Annotated in this window: 16 protein-coding genes; 14 read left to right on the forward strand and 2 right to left on the reverse strand. The window is 48.3% G+C overall.

The window, feature by feature from the left end:
- Positions 1-80: 80 nt before the first annotated feature.
- A complete protein-coding gene (locus ACFOSS_RS16605) occupies positions 81-1,079 on the reverse strand; it encodes a BMP family lipoprotein (protein WP_377154704.1) in 999 nt (332 codons plus the stop codon).
- Positions 1,080-1,446: 367 nt separating this feature from the next.
- Positions 1,447-1,731, reverse strand: a complete 285-nt coding sequence (locus ACFOSS_RS16610; RefSeq protein WP_377154706.1) for a hypothetical protein — start codon at positions 1,729-1,731, stop codon at positions 1,447-1,449.
- Between the two features lie 70 nt (positions 1,732-1,801).
- Here ACFOSS_RS16610 and ACFOSS_RS16615 point away from each other — a divergent pair, with 70 nt between their 5' ends.
- From ACFOSS_RS16615 to ACFOSS_RS16680, 14 genes are all read left to right on the forward strand, one after another.
- Positions 1,802-4,663 (forward strand): SLBB domain-containing protein, encoded by a 2,862-nt coding sequence (locus ACFOSS_RS16615; RefSeq protein ID WP_377154708.1) that lies wholly within the window; start codon positions 1,802-1,804, stop codon positions 4,661-4,663.
- A 61-nt stretch (positions 4,664-4,724) separates the two neighbouring features.
- Positions 4,725-5,702, forward strand: a complete 978-nt coding sequence (locus ACFOSS_RS16620) for a Wzz/FepE/Etk N-terminal domain-containing protein (RefSeq protein ID WP_377154710.1) — start codon at positions 4,725-4,727, stop codon at positions 5,700-5,702.
- Positions 5,703-6,723: 1,021 nt separating this feature from the next.
- Entirely contained in the window at positions 6,724-6,948 is a 225-nt protein-coding gene (locus ACFOSS_RS16625) for a hypothetical protein (protein WP_377154712.1), read from the forward strand.
- Positions 6,949-7,054: 106 nt separating this feature from the next.
- A complete protein-coding gene (locus tag ACFOSS_RS16630) occupies positions 7,055-7,696 on the forward strand; it encodes a YjbF family lipoprotein (protein WP_377154714.1) in 642 nt (213 codons plus the stop codon).
- A 17-nt stretch (positions 7,697-7,713) separates the two neighbouring features.
- A complete protein-coding gene (locus ACFOSS_RS16635; protein ID WP_377154716.1) occupies positions 7,714-8,490 on the forward strand; it encodes a capsule biosynthesis GfcC D2 domain-containing protein in 777 nt (258 codons plus the stop codon).
- On the forward strand, positions 8,487-10,577 hold the full coding sequence (locus tag ACFOSS_RS16640; RefSeq protein ID WP_377154718.1) for a YjbH domain-containing protein: 2,091 nt from the start codon (positions 8,487-8,489) through the stop codon (positions 10,575-10,577). The genes ACFOSS_RS16635 and ACFOSS_RS16640 overlap by 4 nt, the downstream gene beginning before the upstream one ends.
- Before the next feature lie 15 nt (positions 10,578-10,592).
- The gene (locus tag ACFOSS_RS16645) at positions 10,593-11,831 is read left to right on the forward strand and encodes a flippase (protein WP_377154720.1); all 1,239 of its coding nucleotides are present in this window, start codon (positions 10,593-10,595) and stop codon (positions 11,829-11,831) included.
- Positions 11,797-12,801, forward strand: coding sequence for a glycosyltransferase family 2 protein (locus tag ACFOSS_RS16650; RefSeq protein ID WP_377154722.1), 1,005 nt, complete (start codon positions 11,797-11,799; stop codon positions 12,799-12,801). The genes ACFOSS_RS16645 and ACFOSS_RS16650 overlap by 35 nt, the downstream gene beginning before the upstream one ends.
- 4 nt (positions 12,802-12,805) lie before the next feature.
- Positions 12,806-13,651, forward strand: a complete 846-nt coding sequence (locus ACFOSS_RS16655) for a glycosyltransferase family 2 protein (protein ID WP_377154724.1) — start codon at positions 12,806-12,808, stop codon at positions 13,649-13,651.
- 7 nt (positions 13,652-13,658) lie between these two features.
- Entirely contained in the window at positions 13,659-14,789 is a 1,131-nt protein-coding gene (locus tag ACFOSS_RS16660; protein ID WP_377154726.1) for a glycosyltransferase family 4 protein, read from the forward strand.
- A gap of 1 nt (position 14,790) precedes the next feature.
- Positions 14,791-15,741, forward strand: coding sequence for a glycosyltransferase family 2 protein (locus ACFOSS_RS16665; RefSeq protein WP_377154728.1), 951 nt, complete (start codon positions 14,791-14,793; stop codon positions 15,739-15,741).
- Entirely contained in the window at positions 15,738-17,015 is a 1,278-nt protein-coding gene (locus tag ACFOSS_RS16670) for a hypothetical protein (RefSeq protein WP_377154730.1), read from the forward strand. The genes ACFOSS_RS16665 and ACFOSS_RS16670 overlap by 4 nt, the downstream gene beginning before the upstream one ends.
- Positions 17,016-18,020 carry a glycosyltransferase family 4 protein gene (locus ACFOSS_RS16675; RefSeq protein ID WP_377154732.1) on the forward strand — a complete coding sequence of 335 codons (1,005 nt, stop codon included), beginning with the start codon at positions 17,016-17,018 and terminating at the stop codon, positions 18,018-18,020.
- Complete coding sequence (locus tag ACFOSS_RS16680) at positions 18,010-19,167, forward strand: glycosyltransferase family 4 protein (RefSeq protein ID WP_377154734.1); 1,158 nt, start codon at positions 18,010-18,012, stop codon at positions 19,165-19,167. Before ACFOSS_RS16675 ends, ACFOSS_RS16680 begins: the two co-directional genes overlap by 11 nt.
- Positions 19,168-19,171 lie beyond the last annotated feature (4 nt).

A 19,171-nucleotide genomic window follows, 5' to 3' on the forward strand; every position in this document is an offset into this window, starting at 1 on the left:
ATAGTGCTGCGATGACCTGAGGATAGGCAATAAAAGACCGGCCTCCATGGGCCGGCCTCTCATGCGGAGCCCAGGACGACTCAGTACTTGCAGCTGCTGTCAGCCATGTAGTCGTGTACCTTGATCTTGCCGGCGATGATGTCGGCCTTGATGGCATCGACCTTGGCCTTCATTTCCGGAGTGATCAGCTTCTCGTTGTCCTTATCCAGAGCCCAGTCAACGCCGTTTTCGGCCAGGCCCAGGACCTTGACGCCGGGCTTCCAGGTACCTTTGACTGCGTCATCCCAGGTTGTGTAGGCGGCCAGACCCACGCTCTTGACCATGGAGGTCAGCATGGTGCCTGGTTGCAGGTGGTTCTGGTTCGAGTCGACACCGATTGCCAGCTTGCCTGCATCCTTGGCGGCCTGATAGACGCCGATACCGGTACCGCCGGCCGCGGCATAGACGACGTCCGCGCCCTTGGCAAATTGCGACTTGGCCAGCTCACCGCCCTTGGCCGGGTCAGCAAACGCTGCCGGGGTAGAACCGGTCATGTTCTGGAAAACGTCGATCTTCGGATTGACATACTTGGCGCCTTGCTCATAACCGCATTCAAACTTGCGGATCAGCGGGATATCCATGCCACCGACAAAACCGACCTTGCCGGTCTTGGACGCCATCGCGGCCAGGGCTCCGACCAGGAACGAACCTTCATGTTCCTTGAACACCACCGACTGGACGTTCGGCTTGTCGACGACCATATCGATGATGGTGAACTGGGTCTTCGGGAATTCGGCCGCTACCTTTTCGACGGCGGAAGCGAAGTTGAAGCCGACCGCGACGATAGGACCGTAACCACGGCTGGCCAGACGGCGCAGACCCTGTTCACGCTGGGCTTCGTTTTGCGGTTCGAATTCCTTGACGGTGATGCCCTTGTCTTTCTTGTAAACCTCAACCCCGTTGCGGAATACCGCTTCGTTGAAGGATTTATCGAACTTGCCTGCAGAGTCGTAGACGACGGCAGGTTCTGAGGCGGCGTGTGCCGACAGGGCTGACAGCGTCAGGGCAGTCAGGGTGGCGAGCTTGAATGTCTTGATCACGATCGTGTGTCCTTGTTTTTGTATGATTCCGCGTCGTAGCAAAGGATGGCCTTGCCTGCGACCACTCTATGTTAGCAGCAATCCCGGTCAAGTTTGATGCTTAAGAAAACCGATTGCGCTAATAGTTTACAAATTGATCAGTACTGACGGGAAGCGGCCAGCGCGTAATCACGCAAAAAATATGCCAGTTGAGACAGAAACCGATACTTGAATGAAGCTGGTGCTGGTTAAACCGCAAGACAATCGAATTAAAAAAGCCGCAGCACGCCACACAGATGCCTTGCGCCGGATACCGTACATGGTACCATTTCGGCAGTTAGCTCCATTGAGAGCTGAGCTTTTGCTTAATTGCAATAAAATCAATAAATTAGTGGTATTTAGTGCAATCTGGTAGCGGTAAGCCAGGGGCGGTAGCCATGATCTTTTTTGCGTAATTGGCTGTTTTTTGCTCGGTGGCGCGGTGTTTCAGGCGGTGATCACATTTTGCCGGCGCTGGGGCTTGCAGGTGTGGTACAGGGGTAAAGGTCAGGGTGGCAGGATTGGCCATCAGGGTTTGTGCCTCGGTCACCAGTATCCGTTTTGTCTGGCCGTAGGGCTTGGCGTTGAAATAAACCATCTCGGCTGGCAGAGGGATATTCGCTACGAGAACCACTCAGCTTGCTCTATTGTTCATGCACCATTTCTTTTCTAACTGCTAATAACATCACAGGATAAACCGAACAATGAAACCTGCAGTGATGCGTCCGCTGTTGCTCGGCATGATGCTGAGCCTTGTCTCGTACTCGAGCACGGCCGAAATTCCGGCCAATGTCATGGCTCAATTCAACCAGTTGTCACCTGCGCAACAAGAGGCGATTGCAGCGCAGTATGGGGTGAGTTTGGACCAGATGCGCAGTCAGGGACAATCTGGCAGCCAGGAGCAAACTATGGCTCCAACGTTGTCACCGCGAACGGTCGATACTAGCAACACCAGCCAACGTCCTGTGCTGGTGCCTGACTCATCGTACTCAGGGCAGACGTTGCAGCCGTTCGGTTATAACATCTTTGCCGGTCAGCCCACCTCCCAGACGCCGTTGGCTGATATTCCGGTACCGGATGACTATGTCGTCGGGCCGGGCGATGAACTGCGCATCCAGATGTATGGCAAGGAGAACGCCAGTTACCGTCTCAAGGTCACCCGCGATGGCAGTGTCGAGTTCCCCAAACTGGGGCCGATCAATGTCGCTGGCCAGTCCTTCGAACAAGTCCGGGCCATGCTCGAGCAGCGCATTGCCGAACAATTCATCGGTGTTGAATCGGCTATCAGCATGGGTACCCTGCGTACCATTCAAGTGTTTGTCATGGGGGATGCCTATCGCCCGGGCGCCTATAACGTCAATGCACTGACGACGGTGACGCAGGCGCTGCAGATTGCCGGTGGCATCGATACCGTGGGTTCGCTGCGCAAGGTGCAGGTCAAGCGCGGTGGTGAGGTCATCCAGAACGTCGATCTCTACAAGATGCTGATCTGGGGCAACACGGAACAGGACATTCGCCTGCGTGCCGGCGATACCATTTTCATTCCGGCCAAGGGCACAGAAGTGACCATCGATGGCCTGGTGAAACGCCCCGGTATCTATGAGCTCTCCGGTCCGGCTGGGCTTGGCAACGTGCTGGAAGTTGCGGGCGGGTTGAAAGCCGAGGCGCTGCGCGAGGTGACCGTTACCCGTCGCGGCCAGAATGGCATGCAGGTCTTCACGCTGAACATGGCGAACGGTCGCGATAGCGGTTTTACCGTGCGCGACGGTGACGAGATCGTCGCCAAACCGACCACGACGGAATTCGACAAGGCCATCGCCATCAAAGGCGCTGCCGTGCGCGAAGGGGTGTACACCTGGCAGCCCGGTATTCGTGTCAGCCAGTTGATCAAGGATGCACGCCGCGACCTGAAGAGCACCGCCGATCTGGACTATGCACTGGTCGTACGCGAGGTGAACGCGAACCACGATATCGAGGTACTGCAGTTCAATCTGGGGCGCGCCATTCAGTTCCCCGGTGAGCTGGATGACCTGTTGTTGCAACCACGCGATCAGCTGCTGATTTTTGATCAACAGGTCAGCTCTACATTTGATCCCCAATTTAACTCCAGAAGCCCGGGATTCGCTAATCAGGCAGGCAATGGTAACTCGGCTGTGAATGGTAACTCGGCTGTGTTAGTTGCCAATAATGGTGCAACTAACGGTATGACTGCCGGTGCCGGTATGTTGGCGGGTGCCGCTGCAGGTCAATCCTTAGCGGGGGGCCACGTTGCCAGCAATGCACAGATGATGGCGATGCCCGTTGGTCAGCAACAGACGCAGAGCAATAATGAGGCCTTGGCTCAACAAGCGACACGGGTCCAACAGCAGCAAAATAGCCAAGTAATGGATCTGAGTACCGGCGCACTGGTCAGTCGTCGAGAACTGGATGAGCGCAACCAGACGATGGATCTGGGGGATGTTTCTCAGGGGGCGGCTGGTGATGCATTGGTCAGTCAAAGTCGTCAAAAATTGCTGGCTCCCATCATTGATAAGCTAAAGGCACAATCCAGTACCGACCGCCCGGTGCAAATTGCCGAGATCCGTGGCGCTGTAAAGTTCCCTGGCGTCTATCCTCTGTCTCGAAACATGACGCAGGCTGATTTGCTGACCGCCGCCGGCGGGTTACGCGAAACGGCATTTTCTGCTGAGTTGTCGCGTGTCAATGAGGGGGCTCAGGGCAGTCTAGCCATTGATTACCAGCGTTTCACCCTTGAACAGCTGCGCAAGGCCGGTTCACCGCGTGTCCAATCCAAAGACAGCCTGAATATCCTCGCCAACCCGGATTGGCGTGGCCAGTTGACGGTACAACTGTTTGGCGAGGTGAAATTCCCGGGCACCTATACGGTACGCCGTGGTGAGACCTTGGGCGAATTACTGAAGCGTGCCGGTGGCGTCACCGAGTATGGCTACGCCAACGGCGGGATTTTTGCCCGCGAATCGCTGCGCCGTCAGGAAGCCGACCGCATGGTGTATATCAAGGAGCAGTTGCAACAAGAGATTGCCACCATGTCGCTGCGCCGGCAGACCGGCACCCTGGGCGTGCGCTCTGCGACCCCGGCGGAGGCCTCTGCACTGGTGACCAAGCTGGACAACACCCAGGCCATTGGCCGGATGAGCATCGATCTGCCGGCGATCCTGCAAGGTGACAAGCGAGCCGATGTCATGCTGGAAAATGGTGACAAGCTGTATGTCCCGGCGTTCCAGAATGTCATCTCGGTGGCGGGCCAGGTGCAGATGCCGACCTCGCATGTGTTTGATCCGGCCCTGTCGGTACAGGATTACCTGAACCGCTCAGGAGGTACCAAGAAACAGGCCGATACAGACCGGATTTATGTCATCAAAGCCAATGGTTCCGTCATGCTGCAAGAGAGCGGTTGGTTTGCCGGTCGTGGTAGCAAGCTGGAACCGGGTGATACCATCATAGCGCCAATCGATACCGATTATCTGGATAACCTGAGCGCCTGGTCGACGGCGACGCAGATGATGTACCAGTTGGGTGTCGCCTGGTCGGCGATCAAGGATTAATGCGGCAAGGGAGGGGCTGCCTCCCTTGCTCTTACAAGCTGGTGATGGGCCTGATAACAACATGACAGAGAAAAACCTAGTAACACCGTTCCAGTCCGGGGCTTTAACCTTGGCGGCAACGCGCGATGACGAGATCGATCTGGCCGAGTTATTCCATGCGCTCTGGCGAGGACGCTGGTGGATTATCAGCAGTGGCGTGCTCTGTACGGTGCTTGCCGTGGCTATTGCACTGTGGCTGCCCAATGTCTATCACGCCGAAGCCAAACTTTCGCCCTCTGCAGAACAGCAAGGGGGCGGCTTAAGTGCGTTGGCTGGTCAGTTCGGCGGTCTGGCCAGCTTGGCTGGCATCAATCTGGGTGGCGGCGGAACCGACAAGGTCGGTTTGGCGATTGAAGTAGCCAAATCGCGCAAGTTTGTGACCACATTTATTCGCCAGCATCGGCTTGAGGTTCCGCTGATGGCAGTGACCAAGATGGATAAACAGAGTGGCGAGCTGGTGGTCGATCCCGAAATTTATGACACTGCACAAGGCAAATGGGTGCGCGAGGTCAAACCGCCAAAAACCGTCGCACCAAGTGATTGGGAGCTCTACAAGGCGTTTATGGAACTGTTCAGTATCGAGCAGGACAAAAAGAGCGGCATGGTCACCGTTGGCGTGGACTATTTTTCGCCCGACGTAGCCAAGCAGTGGGTTGACTGGCTGGTGGCTGATCTGAATGCCACCATGAAGCAGCGCGATCAGGCCGATACTGAACGCAACATCGCCTATCTTAAAACTCAGCTTGAGAAAACGGCGGTGGCCGATATGCAGGCCGTGTTCTACAAGTTGATTGAGGAACAGACCAAGACATTGATGCTGGCCGAGGTCAACCCGGAGTATGTCTTCAAGACACTGGATCCGGCCGTGGTCCCCGAGGAAAAAGCCAAGCCAAAGCGCGCTTTGATGGTGGTTTTAGGCGGTATTCTAGGCGGTATGTTGGGCATCATGCTGGTATTGGCCCGTCACGCCCTGCGACGGCAGAAAGAGCCAGTCTTGTAGGAGCAAGCGAAGCTCGCGATCAGGTGCTAGTTATGCCCCGGTTTTTGTAGGGCAAGCGAAGCTCGCGATCAGGTGCTAGTTATGCCCCGGTTTTTGCAGGAGCAAGCGAAGCTCGCGATCAGGTGCTAGTTATGCCCCGGTTTTTGTAGGGCAAGCGAAGCTCGCGATCAGGTGCTAGTTATGCCCCGGTTTTTGTAGGGCAAGCGAAGCTCGCGATCAGGTGCTAGTTATGCCCCCGTTTTTGTAGGAGCAAGCGAAGCTCGCGATTAGGTGCTAGTTATGCCCCGTTTTTTGTAGGGCAAGCGAAGCTCGCGATCAGGTGCTAGTTATGCCCCGGTTTTTGTAGGAGCAAGCGAAGCTCGCGATCAGGTGCTAGTTATGTTCCGGTTTTTGTAGGAGCAAGCGAAGCTCGCGATCAGGTGCTAGTTATGCCCCGGTTTTTGTAGGAGCAAGCGAAGCTCGCGATCAGGTGCTAGTTATGCCCCGGTTTTTGTAGGGCAAGCGAAGCTCGCGATTAGGTGCTAGTTATGCCCCGGTTTTTGTAGGGCAAGCGAAGCTCGCGATCAGGTGCTAGTTATGCCCCGGTTTTTGTAGGGCAAGCGAAGCTCGCGATCAGGTGCTAGTTATGCCCCGGGTTTTTGTAGGGCAAGCGAAGCTCGCGATCAGGTGCTAGTTATGCCCCGGTTTTTGTAGGAGCAAGCGAAGCTCGCGATTCATGTTTTAAACCGTTTGCGCTGAGCCGTTGAAGAGAGTTTTAAAAAACTGTTGTTCGACAGCCTCACCACGAACGACGAGTGGTTCACCACGTAGGAGAGGTACCAACACAAGGGTGCTCAATACCGGTGAATAAGAACATCACATATCGATGATGCATGGCATGGTTGATTTGTGAGCAAGGTCAATTGACAAATCATTTGCGATTCGTAGTCGATTGACTATACCCTGAGGCGTGGCGCTTGATGTTTCTTAACAAACGTCGAGCGCCTGTCTACTCCAAGTAACAATAAACGAGGAAACACGGATGAAGAAAATCGTTGCCACTCTGGCTGCGGCTCTGGTTCTGGTCGGCAGCAATGCCATGGCGGCTGGCACTACCGAAGGTTCTACTGGTAGCTCCATGGGAGCCACTGCCGCTGTAGCCGGTGTCTCTGTTGCGGCTATCGGTGTTGCTGTAGCGCTGGATGACAGCTCTACCAACAACACTTCTACCAGCACCAGCACCAGCACCACGACTGCTACCAAGTAAGTGTTATCAAACCGCCTTCTCTTGCGGGGAGGCGGTTTTTCTATCTGGCGATGAATGGCTTTTTATGCAAGAGGCTATTCATCGCCATAGATGAGTGTGACTGTCCATGAAAACCCCCCTGTCTCTGCTGTTAGTCGTCTTGCTCAGTGCCTGCAGTCAGCAGTCCAAGCTTTATGTCGATACGATAAAAGAAGTCACATTGGGCTCGTCCGATGTGGTGAAAACTGCCGCTGAAATCGACAAGGATCCCTACGCCAGTGCCTACCTGACGGTGGGGGATTTGCCGCGTGCGTTTGTATTGCTGGCGTTCGCCGAACGGGGGCAGATGAAGTGGATCTCCGCCGATCGCAATCTGTTTGTGATGCAGCAGGGGCGCCTGATCAAGACGGTGGGCCAACGCGAGGATCTGCTGGCGCTGGATAATCTGGCGCAGGATCCGCTGCAAGATCCTCTGGCCATTCCCGAAGCCGGTGCCCGCTGGCAGACCCGTGCCTACTACAGTGGTGCCATGAACAGCGGCCGCCTGCTGATCTCCACCCTGTATCGCCGCGGCAACGAGGTGCTGACGATTCTGGATAAGCCGGTGTCGTGTGTGCGCATTGAAGAAGAAGTGACGGATCAGCAATCCGGACAGCGCTGGCGTAACGACTACTGGGTCGATGCCCAGACCAAGCTGGTGATGGCCAGCCGGCAACAGACTGGCAGCCAGTTGCCGAGTATCGAATTTACCCTGCTTAAACCCCTGTAATCGCGGAGAGATCGAGGATGTATCGTTTCAATACGCTTGCAGCTGTGCTGCTTTCCGCGCTCTTCTGCTCACAGGCCATGGCGGATGCCAGGGTGCAGATCCTGTATCCGGGCGCCGAACTGGATGAGCCCCCTGGCCAGGCAGTCACGCTGACCGGCTCGCCGCGCCTGGCCGATGCGCTGGCCAACGTAAAGATGCCGGCAGAGATAGATTGGGTCGGCTCGCGTATCAGCACGCCGGCTGCCGATGCCGCCATGCAGCAGCTGCAGCAGCAGGTGCTGAAGAATCTTAACGACGTCATGCTGACTGCCGAGCGGCAGCATGAGCCGGAGCAGGCCTACAATGCCCGCTTGTTGTTGCAGATGATCTCGCGCCTGCATGTCGCCGGGCGGGTCGCCAAACAACTGGATCCGGACTGGGTGCGAATCCGTGCAGAACTGAACCCGCGCCTGGAGGGTGATTACACGCTCAGGCTCGCGGTGCGTCAGCCGGTGGTGTACGTGATTGGCTTGACGAACGGCGCCGAGTCCGTTGCCCTGCAGCCAGGGCTGGGGGCGGTGGATTATCTGGCCGAGCGGGACTGGTTTATGGGGGCGGAGAGCCGGGCGCTGTATCTGTGCCAGCCGGATGGCCATATCGAACGCCTGCCGGCAGAGTACTGGAGCACACTGCATCGCGAACCGATGCCCGGTGCCACCCTGTTTATCGGCCTGGATGAAAGCCAGCTGCCTGCGCAATACCAACGCTTGAATTATCAGATCGCCACCTTGCTGGCGGCACGGATTGCCTCATGACGAAGTTTTCTCTTTTCTCACTGACCCTTCTGGCCTCAGCCGTCTCCGCTGCGGTGCATGCTAACGATGTCGAGGTTGCGCGCTTTGACCGCCTGGGTCCCTCCCAATCTGATTTTGGTGGTGTCGGCCTGATGCAAATGCCGACCGCGCGCATGGCCCGCCTGGGTGAGTTCAGTGCCAACTATATGGATGATCAGGAGTACCGCCGCTGGTCCCTGTCTGTCCAGCCGTATGACTGGCTGGAAACCACCATTCGTTATACTGATGTCCGCACCCGTCTCTATAGTCCGTATCCTGATTTCAGTGGCGACCAGACCTATAAAGACAAGGGCATCGATATCAAACTGCGCTTGTGGCAGGAAAGTCAATGGTTGCCGCAAGTCTCCGCCGGCGTGCGCGATTTTGCGGGCACCGGCCTGTTTGACAGCGAATTTGTGGTTGCCTCCAAACGTTGGGGGGACCTGGATTTCACGCTGGGCATGGCGTGGGGCAACATGGGGCAGAGCGGTAACATCAAGAATCCGTTCTGCACGGTCAAGGAGTCGTTTTGCCAGCGAGCCGGCTTTACCGGTGTGCCCGGGGATTTCGAATTTGGCAACCTGTTGCACGGACCCGCCGCGCTGTTTGGTGGCATTGACTACCAGACCCCCTGGCAACCGCTGCGCTTGAAGCTGGAATACGATGGCAACGACTACAGCGAGGAGTTCGCAGGCAAGATCACGCAGTCTTCGCCGCTGAATGTCGGCGCCGTATACCGGGTATTCGACTCACTGGATACGCACCTGAGCTATCAGCGCGGTAATACCCTGATGTGGGGTATTACGTTGCGCACCAATCTCAATGACTTGACCAATGTGCCCAAAGACGCCCCTGTGGTCGCGTATCAACCGAAGCAGACCACGGAAGAGCCGGATTACGCTTCGTTGGCGCAACAGTTGGAACAGAATGCGGGCATGACGCGTCCGGAGATCGTGGTAGATCGGCAACAGGGCGTAGCGACGGTCACCGGCGAACAGACCAAGTATCGCAACCGTAGCCAGGCGGACCAGCGCGCCAGCCGGATACTGGTGCAGCAGTTACCGAATGATATTCACGAGTACCGTTTCATTGATCAGCGCGAAGGGCTGCCGGTAGAAGAGCGACGTCATGATGTCACGGCCTGGAAGCAGCAGCAGGATCCCGTGCTGGGTCAAAGCATGGATAGCCGTGTGGTGAAACAGACACCGGAGATGCCAACAGCGACGCCGCGATTCAGTCATGGTGTCGATCGCTTTACTTACGGCTTTGCGCCGATTTTGCAGCAGTCATGGGGTGGGCCAGAGTCGTTCTACATGTATCAACTGGGGCTGAATGGTAATGCGGATCTGCATCTGACCAAGCAAACCTGGTTGAGTGGCACTCTCTACTGGAACTGGCTGGATAACTTCGATCAGTTCAACTATACGACTCCGCCGAGCGATACCGAGGCGCTGCCGCGGGTGCGGACCTGGATCCGTGAATATGTCACCTCTTCCGATCTGCTGCTGACCAATTTGCAGGCCACCTGGATGGATCGCATTGCGCCAGATTGGTATGCCCAGACCTATGGCGGCTATCTGGAAATGATGTATGCCGGTGTCGGCAGTGAAGTGCTGTATCGCCCGTATGGCGCCTCCTGGGCTGTCGGCGTCGATGGCAACTATGTGCGCCAGCGAGACTGGTATGACACCTTGCAACTGGCGGATTACAAGACGTTCACCGGCCACGCCACCCTGTATTGGCAGTTGCCGTACATCGACAAGACGCTGGCACAAATCAGTGTCGGCCAGTATCTGGCCCAGGATAAAGGGGTGACGCTGAACCTGTCCCGCCGCTTTGACAGCGGAGTGGTGATGGGCGCCTACGCGACCTTCACTGACGTGACGGCTGAAGAGTATGGGGAAGGGAGCTTCACCAAGGGATTCTATCTGACCATACCGCTGGATCTGTTGCTGGTACACCCCACCACCCGGACCGGCAGCATTGGCTGGAGCCCGCTGACCCGCGACGGCGGTCAGATGCTGGCCAGAAAATATGGATTGTATACCTTATCGCAAACCCAAAAATAACAGTTTAGCCAGGCTATGGAAATCGATCGCTCTATTAAAAATTTTGGTTACTTAATATCAGTCCAAGTTATTAACTATTTATTTCCGCTGTTGTCATTTGGTATTACAGCTCATGCCTTGGGGGTTGATGGGCTTGGCAAATTGGCATTGTGTCAGGCCATTATTCTATATTTTCAGCAATTCACTGATTTTGGATTTAATTTAACAGCAACAAGAAATGTTGCATTGAATAAATGCGATGAACAAGCAATAAACATTACTTATACGACCACAATTGTATCTAAAGTTTTATTCTCATTATTAAGTGTGATTGTTATTGCTGCTGGATGTTTTTTATTTGATCAGGCACTACATGAAATCACAGTTCTGTTGAGTATCTTAATGCTTGGAGTCGTTGCAAGTGTTTTTTATCCGGTTTGGCTGTTTCAAGGTTTGGAAAAAATGCAATTTGTTTTGTATTCAAACCTAGTTTCGAAAATCACAATTCTTGGTATGCTAGCATTTTTTGTCCAACAGCCAGAGGATTTAAACATTGCTGCTGCTGCTCAAAGTTTATCATGGGTATGTGTTGCTGCTTATGCGACTTGGCAGGTTAAAAAACACAGATATGCAAAATTTGTATCGGTTAGTAAAATATTGGTTTTGACTACCATAAAGGAAAGTTTTTATATTTATCTATCGGTAATATCAACTTCGTTTTATTCAACATTTAATGTTATATTTATCGGGACTATATTTAATCAACAACTTGTTGCTTATTACTCTGTGGCAGATAAAATAAAAGGAATTTTTCAATCCTTAATTAGCGCGGTGTGCCAAGCGTTGTACCCAAAGTTTTGCGAAAGAAACGTAGATGGTACAGCAGGCTCGAATACAAGAGCGCATATTTTCCTTTTTTTCTTACTTGGTCTTATAGGCACGACATCAATTCAAATTTCTGCACCATATGTAATCGAAATGGTTGCCGGTAAAGAGATGCTGCCAGCAGTTGATATCTTACGCATTATTTCCCTAGTCTTACCGATCGTATCAGTTGCATCTTATCTTGCAACGTTGAGAATTGCCGCGAGTGGGAAAACGAAACTATTTTTTAAAATTTACTCTGGTGGAGCAATTATCCATCTTATATATGTATATCCCATAGCAAAATTGAGTGGCTATGCTGGTGTGGCTGCCTGTGTTGTCGTTACTGAATTAGTTATCACAGCAATGTTATTTTATGCAAGCTCAAAACTGGTTAAAGATAATGGATGAATGTAGTGGTGTTGTGAAGTTTGATATTCTTATGTCTACATATAACGGTGAGGATTTTATTACATCGCAATTAGACAGCTTGTTGTCACAAAAAGACTACATAAATATGATTTATATTAGGGATGATGGCTCAACAGATAGAACAATACAGATTATTAAAGAGTATGCCAAAAATTGGACTAAGTTGATCTTCTTGATAGAAGACGATGAAGGAAACCTAGGACCAGGTAAGAGTTTCTATTCTTTATGCGAGCGCTCATCATCACCGTTTGTGGCTTTTTGTGATCAAGATGACATATGGGATTCGTCGAAATTATCAACATTCTCTGAATTTATTATAAAGAATAAAATAGATGGCAAAAGCAAATCTGCATTGATTCATTGTGACCTAAAGGTTGTGGACAACAATCTTACAGAGATGTACCCATCATTCTGGAATATTATGAATATAAATATTCCGGATACATTAGTGAACATACTAATCAGAAACACTGTCACTGGTTGCGCATGTGTTGTTAGTCATAAGTTGATAAATAAATATAAAACAAAGGGTGTGGCTTTCAAGCTGCATGATCATTTTTTCGCATCATGTTCAGCTTTGGAAAACGCGATACATCGAATTAATCAACCATTAGTTAACTATCGTCAACATAATAATAATTGCGTAGGAATTGGCAGGAGAAAGAAAAGCTTACTACAACGTATGCGTTTTTTTTCGCTATATAGAACTTTTAATGGTCACTTTGGTTATGACTGGGAATTGTTAGCTGGTCGTATAAGAGAATTGCAACGATTTCCTATGAGTGATATGCAGGAAAATCAGCTTGAGATGATGCTTAAAATTTGTCAATCTCATCCGATAAAGCGTATTTTTCTTATGTGTAATAACCAATTATCAACAATTGGAGTTTCTAAAGATAATTTGAAATATTTATTCTGTAGACCTTTTAACTTTGGCAAAGGACAATGATCGAATGGATCTCGCTATCCTTATCGTCTGCTATAGATGTGAATTAGAACAGTCTCGAACTATTTCTGGACTGATGAAGCATCTGACCGAAGCTGGGGAAAACATTGTTAATGTTCTAATCTGGAATAATGGTCCAAAACTATGGGGGAATAACATTAATGACCTCGCGAATAATAAGACTCTAAATGTTAGAGTCGTTCAAACACCCGAGAATAGACCTTTAAGTTGGATCTATAATGATTTTATCGCAATGTATTCATCAGATTATTACGTGATACTCGATCATGACTCAGAGATTACGGAACAATTTATTACTGATGTGCAATCATTGCAGCATGAACAATTGTGCTTACCTATAATTTACTCGAAAGGGTGTGCCATTAATCCTACCTGCAATGGTAAATTTAATCCTGGTCCCTATGAAAAAAATCAAAAAATTATGTCTATTGGCAGTGGCCTTGTTCTAAGCCAAACTCTGGTAGACAGTTTGCATAAACGTTGGGCTTCGGTGTTCGATGAACGTTTCGCACTATATGGGGTTGACACAACCTTCTTTAACCGCATCAATAAACTGAAATGCGCAGATGGTATTCGTACCATTAGTGGATTTGAACATTCGCTTTCTAGACATGAAACGGAATCCGAACAAGTGCAGAAAATGCGCCTTGAAGAAAGAAGCATTGATTTGGGGCTTTCATTAAGGCACTATCCATCGTTAGGGTTATATTGGCATTTTTTAAAGATTTTAATAAAAAAGTGCACCAGGAAAGGTATTGTTAATCTAAATACAGTGATGAGCAGTTTCTTATGTGGAGCTCATCCTAGAACTAAGCGACAACGAAATAGATAAAATATACATGAACTATAATTCTGAAAAAAAACGTGTGATCGTTTTTCATGAGTATGGTGAACCAAAGCATTATGTCGGTTTGTCTATGTTAATCAAAAACAATTCATGGGAGACGGAGAAATATATTGAGTTTTCGCCTATAAAGCTTTTTGTTAAGGCTATTTTATCTAAACAATATGCTAAAGCACTGAAAGCTCTATATGATTTGGTATTTATAATATTTTGTTATCTTTTTCCTTTTGTGCTTCGTGGCAGAATAGCTGTAATTGGTATAGCACCACTGGACGCTAAATTATTGTTTATGCGTAGAGTGTTGAGTAAATGCATTATTGTTTACCATTCATCTTGGCTCTATTGGGATGGAACAAAATATCCTAAAAACAATATTTTCTTCAAGAAAGCCACTGAAGAGTGCTGGCGTGGTTTTTTGACTAGAGATGTTTCGAGTTTTGCAACAGTAACGGATAAGGTTGCACTTGAAATACAAGATAATTTCAATATTTCTGAACAAAAGTTTACTGTTGTTTATCACGCCTTTGATGAAAAAATATTCACATGCCACAGTATCGAAGTCGTGGATATTCCATCCGTTATTTATGCCGGTCGCTTGGTGGAGAGCAAAGGAATTGATCTTATCTTAAAACTGGCTCAGCTCCATCCATCTATTCGATTTGAATTCGCAGGACAAGGTCCTCTTGAAGGGATAATTAGGGAAAAGGCTAAAGTATTATCCAATATTGTTTGTCATGGTTTTATATCCAAGCCAGAACAGCTTGCCCGTGTTTTTAATCGAAGCCAGATTGTTGTACTGCCATCGCAGCGCACTGAAACGTGGGAGGAGCTATTTGGTATTGCCTTAATAGAAGCAATGGCATGCGGCTGTGTTCCTATTACCACAGATCACTATGGACCTTCAGTTATTTTTGATAACAGTGAGCTATTGCATCACTGTTTCGATGAACAATCTTTTTATAATAATGCGGATCAAGCAATTAATACCTTGTTTTCTAATCCAGAGAAATTGCGCCATTATCGTCAATTAGCAATTGATTCGGCTACTCGGTTTAACCTGCTGTCGATCTCCAAGGCCTGGGAACAGGTTATTAGTAACGCGCTACACAACTCAGAGCAGTCATAACATGGTTTATGTAGTTATTCTAAATTGGAAGGGCGCTGCGGATACAATAGCCTGCGTTAAGAGTGTACTCGCCTCAGAGGGTCAAAATTATAAAATTGTTGTCTGTGATAATGCTTCGCCGGACAGTTCGTATGATGTAATTTTAAATGAGCTCACGAGCTATGTTCAGGATAAATCAATTTCAATAGTTGAGCTAAGCAAGTTAGAAGCTGAAAAGCAACAGTCATCGTTTGTTGATAACAGACTGGTCCTCATTCAAACGGGTCAAAATTACGGTTATGCGGGTGGGAATAATATTGGTATTCGCTATTCGTTAAATCAGCAGGATTGTGAATATATCTGGATCCTTAATAATGATACAGAAGTAGATCCATCGGCGATGGTGGAAATGGTAAAAAAGTTCGTTGATCCGCTGGTGGGTTTTTGTGGATCAAGGCTGGTATATTATCATGATCGTAACAAGTTGCAGGGGTTAGGTGGTGTTTATAATCCTTGGTTGGGTACCACCTCACACTATTTTGCTCACGCTGACAGCGCACAAGTATTTGACGACGAGGAGGTCACTCGTGCAGTGTCTTATCCGATCGGCGCATCAATTATGTTCAGGCGCGATTTTTTTGACCGCGTAGGATTACTCAGTGAAGCATATTTTTTATATTATGAAGAACTAGATATTACTGCCAGAGCGAAAAGTATTTATAAGTTTTCAATTGCTACCAATAGTAAGGTTTATCATAAAGAAGGTGCTAGTACAAACGCTGGGAAGAGTTTAACTTCTAGTTATTACTCTTTACGGAGTAGGTTGATTTTTTCTCGCAAGTATTACCATGCATATTATCCATTTGTGAAATTGTCATATATTTTTGTTATGTTGAATGCTATATTCAATGCCAATTACAGAAAAGCATTCATCGCAATCCGTTTTCTTTTTTCAAGGGAGGGAAATAGATGAGTGGTGTTGATCAAAATATTGATTTATACCGAATCCCTTCTAAAATTGTCTACTTTTTAGCTGTTGTTCTTGTCACGCTAGGGATAACACTGTCTTCTTCTGATGTTTTTTTGATACTCTCACTCGGTGGCAATATAAAACCTGGTCAATTTTTGTTATTTATCCCTATCGCTTTATTCGCGCTATCAGTCTTCGTTAGGGATGAAATACTGCTCCCAAACACTTTTTTAATTTTTGTGTTTGTGTTTTTATATGATTTTGTTTTTGCATTTTTTTCACCATACATTTTAAAGTCTGTTGTTTACTCTGGCTGGTTTTTCTTTGATTTGATGTTGGTTTTTTTCTTTGTGAATCTGTCTGATGTTAACAAGGCAAAATTGCATCGTATAATTTCTGATTCTTACGTGTTAATAGCAGCTTTCGGCTTGGCGCAGTTTATACTTGGAATATTGGGTATTGACATTTTGGTTGCGCAATGGTGGCTGGGAGTAGTACCTAGAATCAATGGTCTTTCATATGAGCCATCATATTTTTCTACATTTTTACTTCTTGGATGGGGTTATTATTTTTGGTTAAACATAACAAACACCCCTTCAGTTGGATTTTTTGGTCAAAAATGGAGTCTCTTTGTTATAACATTGGCTATCGTTCTTAGTAGTTCTAGAATGTCAATAGGTATAATGCTCTCGTTCTCATTGTTGACAATGTTTTTATCTTTTTTTAATAAAAAAATAACGATACCAAAGTATTATTGGATTGGGTTCTTTCTAATTATTGTTTTTGTTATTTATTTGGTTGTTTCGTATCCTGTTCTGCTTGCAGGACTTGGAATTGCTGAAGGAAGTGCACATTCTGCCGATGATAGAATATTTCAGCAGAATGGTATGATTATAGTGTTTCTTGACAACATGTGGTCTGGTGTAGGTTACGGCGCTTTGTCTGCTTATTTTGCTATGAATATGGGGTTGTCACCGGCTGAGCTATCTTTTGAGTCACTTAAAAATTTTGAAGGGGGTAATGTTCTTGTTCAAATTTATGCTGCATGGGGGTTGTTATTTGGCAGCTTGTTTTTACTGTCTCTTTTCTATCATTTATTAACTGCTAGCGCCAATCAGTATGCTCGAGCTGTATCTATAGGGTTGGTTCTTTGTTTTACTGCGCTTCTTTTGAATCAGAATGTTTTTCGAGTTTATTTTTGGATAGCTCTTTCTTTACTGATGTGTTTGCAAGGAAACTGTTTAAAAAAGATTCGCTTACGGAGGGTACGAAGGTAAATGAAGGTTCTTTTTAATGCAAATTGGATAGGTAATCATGGTATTGGACGATTTGCCGCTGAAATTATTAAAAGAACCCCTGGGCTAGTTGAGTATGGTAGGAACAGTTTTTTTAGCCCTGTTGGTATTTTAGATTGCTGTGTGCTTACACTGAGAGTTATTTTTTCTCGCGCACTATTTTTCTCTCCTGGATTTAATGCTCCTCTACTAGGCCTTACACGTTACATTTTTACCGTGCATGATCTTAATCATATTGACTTGCCGTACAATAGTTCGTATTTAAAAAAAATGTATTATGATTTTATTATTAAGCGAGCCTGCCGGTATGGATGTAAAATTCTTACGGTTTCTGAATACTCCAGGAAAAGAATAATTGAGTGGAGTAATACATCACCAGATAAAGTTGTTAATGTTGGTAATGGCGTTGATCCGTCATTCAATGTGTGGGGGCAACCGTTTCATACGGGTTTTCGCTATTTTCTTTGTGTAGGCAACAGAAAAAAACACAAAAATGAAGCGGCATTGATTCGTGCGTTTTCTCTTACAAACTTAGATCCCAGTATAAAGTTATTATTTACTGGCTCAAGTTCAGATGAGCATGATGAATTAAGTGAAAAACTAGGTCTAACTGATCGAATCAAGTATACAGGCCTAGTTTCTGATGAGCAGCTTGCGGGTCTATATAGGGGGGCTATAGGTCTTCTATTCCCTTCGCTTTATGAAGGCTTTGGCTTACCTGTTATTGAAGCTATGGCTTGTGGTATACCCGTATTGACATCGAATACAACTTCTCTACCTGAGGTGGCAGGTGATGCCGCGTTGTTGGTTAATCCTGAATCGATTGATGAAATTCGCATTGGCATTGAACGATTGGCCACGGACCAGGCCCTGAGAGAAGATTTGATTTCTAAAGGACTCGAGCGTGCCAAGCTCTTCAGTTGGGATGCTGTGGCCGCAAGAGTGCAAGCCGTGCTGGATGAGGTAACAAGTCAACATGGAAAATAAAAAAATCAGTGTGGTGCATGAATGGCTGCTTAGTTACGCTGGCTCCGAGCAGGTGACGTCACGGATTTTAAATGCGTTTCCTCAGGCCACATTGTTCTCGGTAGTTGATTTTCTGACGGACAAGCAGCGTAGTTTTTTTGGTGGCCGGCATGCCAAGACCAGCTTTATTCAGAACATGCCTGGTGCCCATAAGCATTATCAGAAATATTTACCCTTAATGCCTTTGGCAATAGAGCAACTGGATGTTTCTGATGCCGATATTGTGATTTCCAGTGCCCATGCGGTGGCCAAAGGCGTGTTAACCGGACCAGACCAATTGCATATCAGCTACGTGCATTCACCGATGCGTTATGCGTGGGATCTGCAGCACCAATATTTACGCGAGTCAGGTTTGAACAAGGGACTAAAAGGGTGGCTCACCAAATGGCTGCTGCACAAATTGCGCATATGGGATTACCGCACCGCGCATGGCGTTGACCATTTTATTGCCAATTCGCAGTTTATTGCCCGTCGCATTAAAAAGATATATGGCCGTGATGCTACGGTGATTTATCCCCCTGTCGCTGTGGAAGACTTTCCGTGTGTTGAACAGAAAGAGGATTTCTACTTCACTGCTTCACGGATGGTTCCCTATAAAAAGATGGATTTGATCGTTGAAGCCTTTACCAAGATGCCGGATAAACGTCTGGTAGTCATTGGGGATGGTGGTGAATATAAGAAAATTGCCGCACTAGCGGCTGGGCACGCAAACATTACATTGCTGGGTTATCAGCCATTTGACGTGTTGAAATCACATCTGCAGCGCGCCAAGGCATTTGTTTTTGCGGCCGAGGAAGATTTTGGTATCACGCCGGTAGAGGCGCAAGCCTGCGGCACGCCTGTGATCGCCTTTGGCAAAGGTGGCGCATTGGAAACGGTGCGTCCGATGGCGGTAGAACGTCCGACCGGGTTGTTTTTTAATGAACAGACGGTCAGTAGCCTTTGCAACGCAATCGAAGAATTCGAAGCCAATTCCCACTTGTTTACTGCGGCTTTTTGTCGTACAAACGCCGAGCATTTTTCCGCGGCCCGTTTTACCCGGGAGCTACGTGATTTTGTTGACGACAAATGGCGAGAGTTCCAGCAGCAGAAAAAAATAACTTATTAACTCG

This window comes from Pseudaeromonas sharmana, assembly GCF_042649925.1.
Taxonomy (GTDB): domain Bacteria; phylum Pseudomonadota; class Gammaproteobacteria; order Enterobacterales; family Aeromonadaceae; genus Pseudaeromonas; species Pseudaeromonas sharmana.

Bases quoted from the DNA above. Each gene is read 5' to 3' on its own strand.
- ACFOSS_RS16615 (WP_377154708.1), top strand. From the start codon at position 1,802: ATGAAACCTGCAGTGATGCGTCCGCTGTTGCTCGGCATGATGCTGAGC.
- ACFOSS_RS16620 (WP_377154710.1), top strand. From the start codon at position 4,725: ATGACAGAGAAAAACCTAGTAACACCGTTCCAGTCCGGGGCTTTAACC.
- ACFOSS_RS16625 (WP_377154712.1), top strand. From the start codon at position 6,724: ATGAAGAAAATCGTTGCCACTCTGGCTGCGGCTCTGGTTCTGGTCGGC.
- ACFOSS_RS16630 (WP_377154714.1), top strand. From the start codon at position 7,055: ATGAAAACCCCCCTGTCTCTGCTGTTAGTCGTCTTGCTCAGTGCCTGC.
- ACFOSS_RS16635 (WP_377154716.1), top strand. From the start codon at position 7,714: ATGTATCGTTTCAATACGCTTGCAGCTGTGCTGCTTTCCGCGCTCTTC.
- ACFOSS_RS16640 (WP_377154718.1), top strand. From the start codon at position 8,487: ATGACGAAGTTTTCTCTTTTCTCACTGACCCTTCTGGCCTCAGCCGTC.
- ACFOSS_RS16645 (WP_377154720.1), top strand. From the start codon at position 10,593: ATGGAAATCGATCGCTCTATTAAAAATTTTGGTTACTTAATATCAGTC.
- ACFOSS_RS16650 (WP_377154722.1), top strand. From the start codon at position 11,797: ATGCAAGCTCAAAACTGGTTAAAGATAATGGATGAATGTAGTGGTGTT.
- ACFOSS_RS16655 (WP_377154724.1), top strand. From the start codon at position 12,806: ATGGATCTCGCTATCCTTATCGTCTGCTATAGATGTGAATTAGAACAG.
- ACFOSS_RS16660 (WP_377154726.1), top strand. From the start codon at position 13,659: ATGAACTATAATTCTGAAAAAAAACGTGTGATCGTTTTTCATGAGTAT.
- ACFOSS_RS16665 (WP_377154728.1), top strand. From the start codon at position 14,791: ATGGTTTATGTAGTTATTCTAAATTGGAAGGGCGCTGCGGATACAATA.
- ACFOSS_RS16670 (WP_377154730.1), top strand. From the start codon at position 15,738: ATGAGTGGTGTTGATCAAAATATTGATTTATACCGAATCCCTTCTAAA.
- ACFOSS_RS16675 (WP_377154732.1), top strand. From the start codon at position 17,016: ATGAAGGTTCTTTTTAATGCAAATTGGATAGGTAATCATGGTATTGGA.
- ACFOSS_RS16680 (WP_377154734.1), top strand. From the start codon at position 18,010: ATGGAAAATAAAAAAATCAGTGTGGTGCATGAATGGCTGCTTAGTTAC.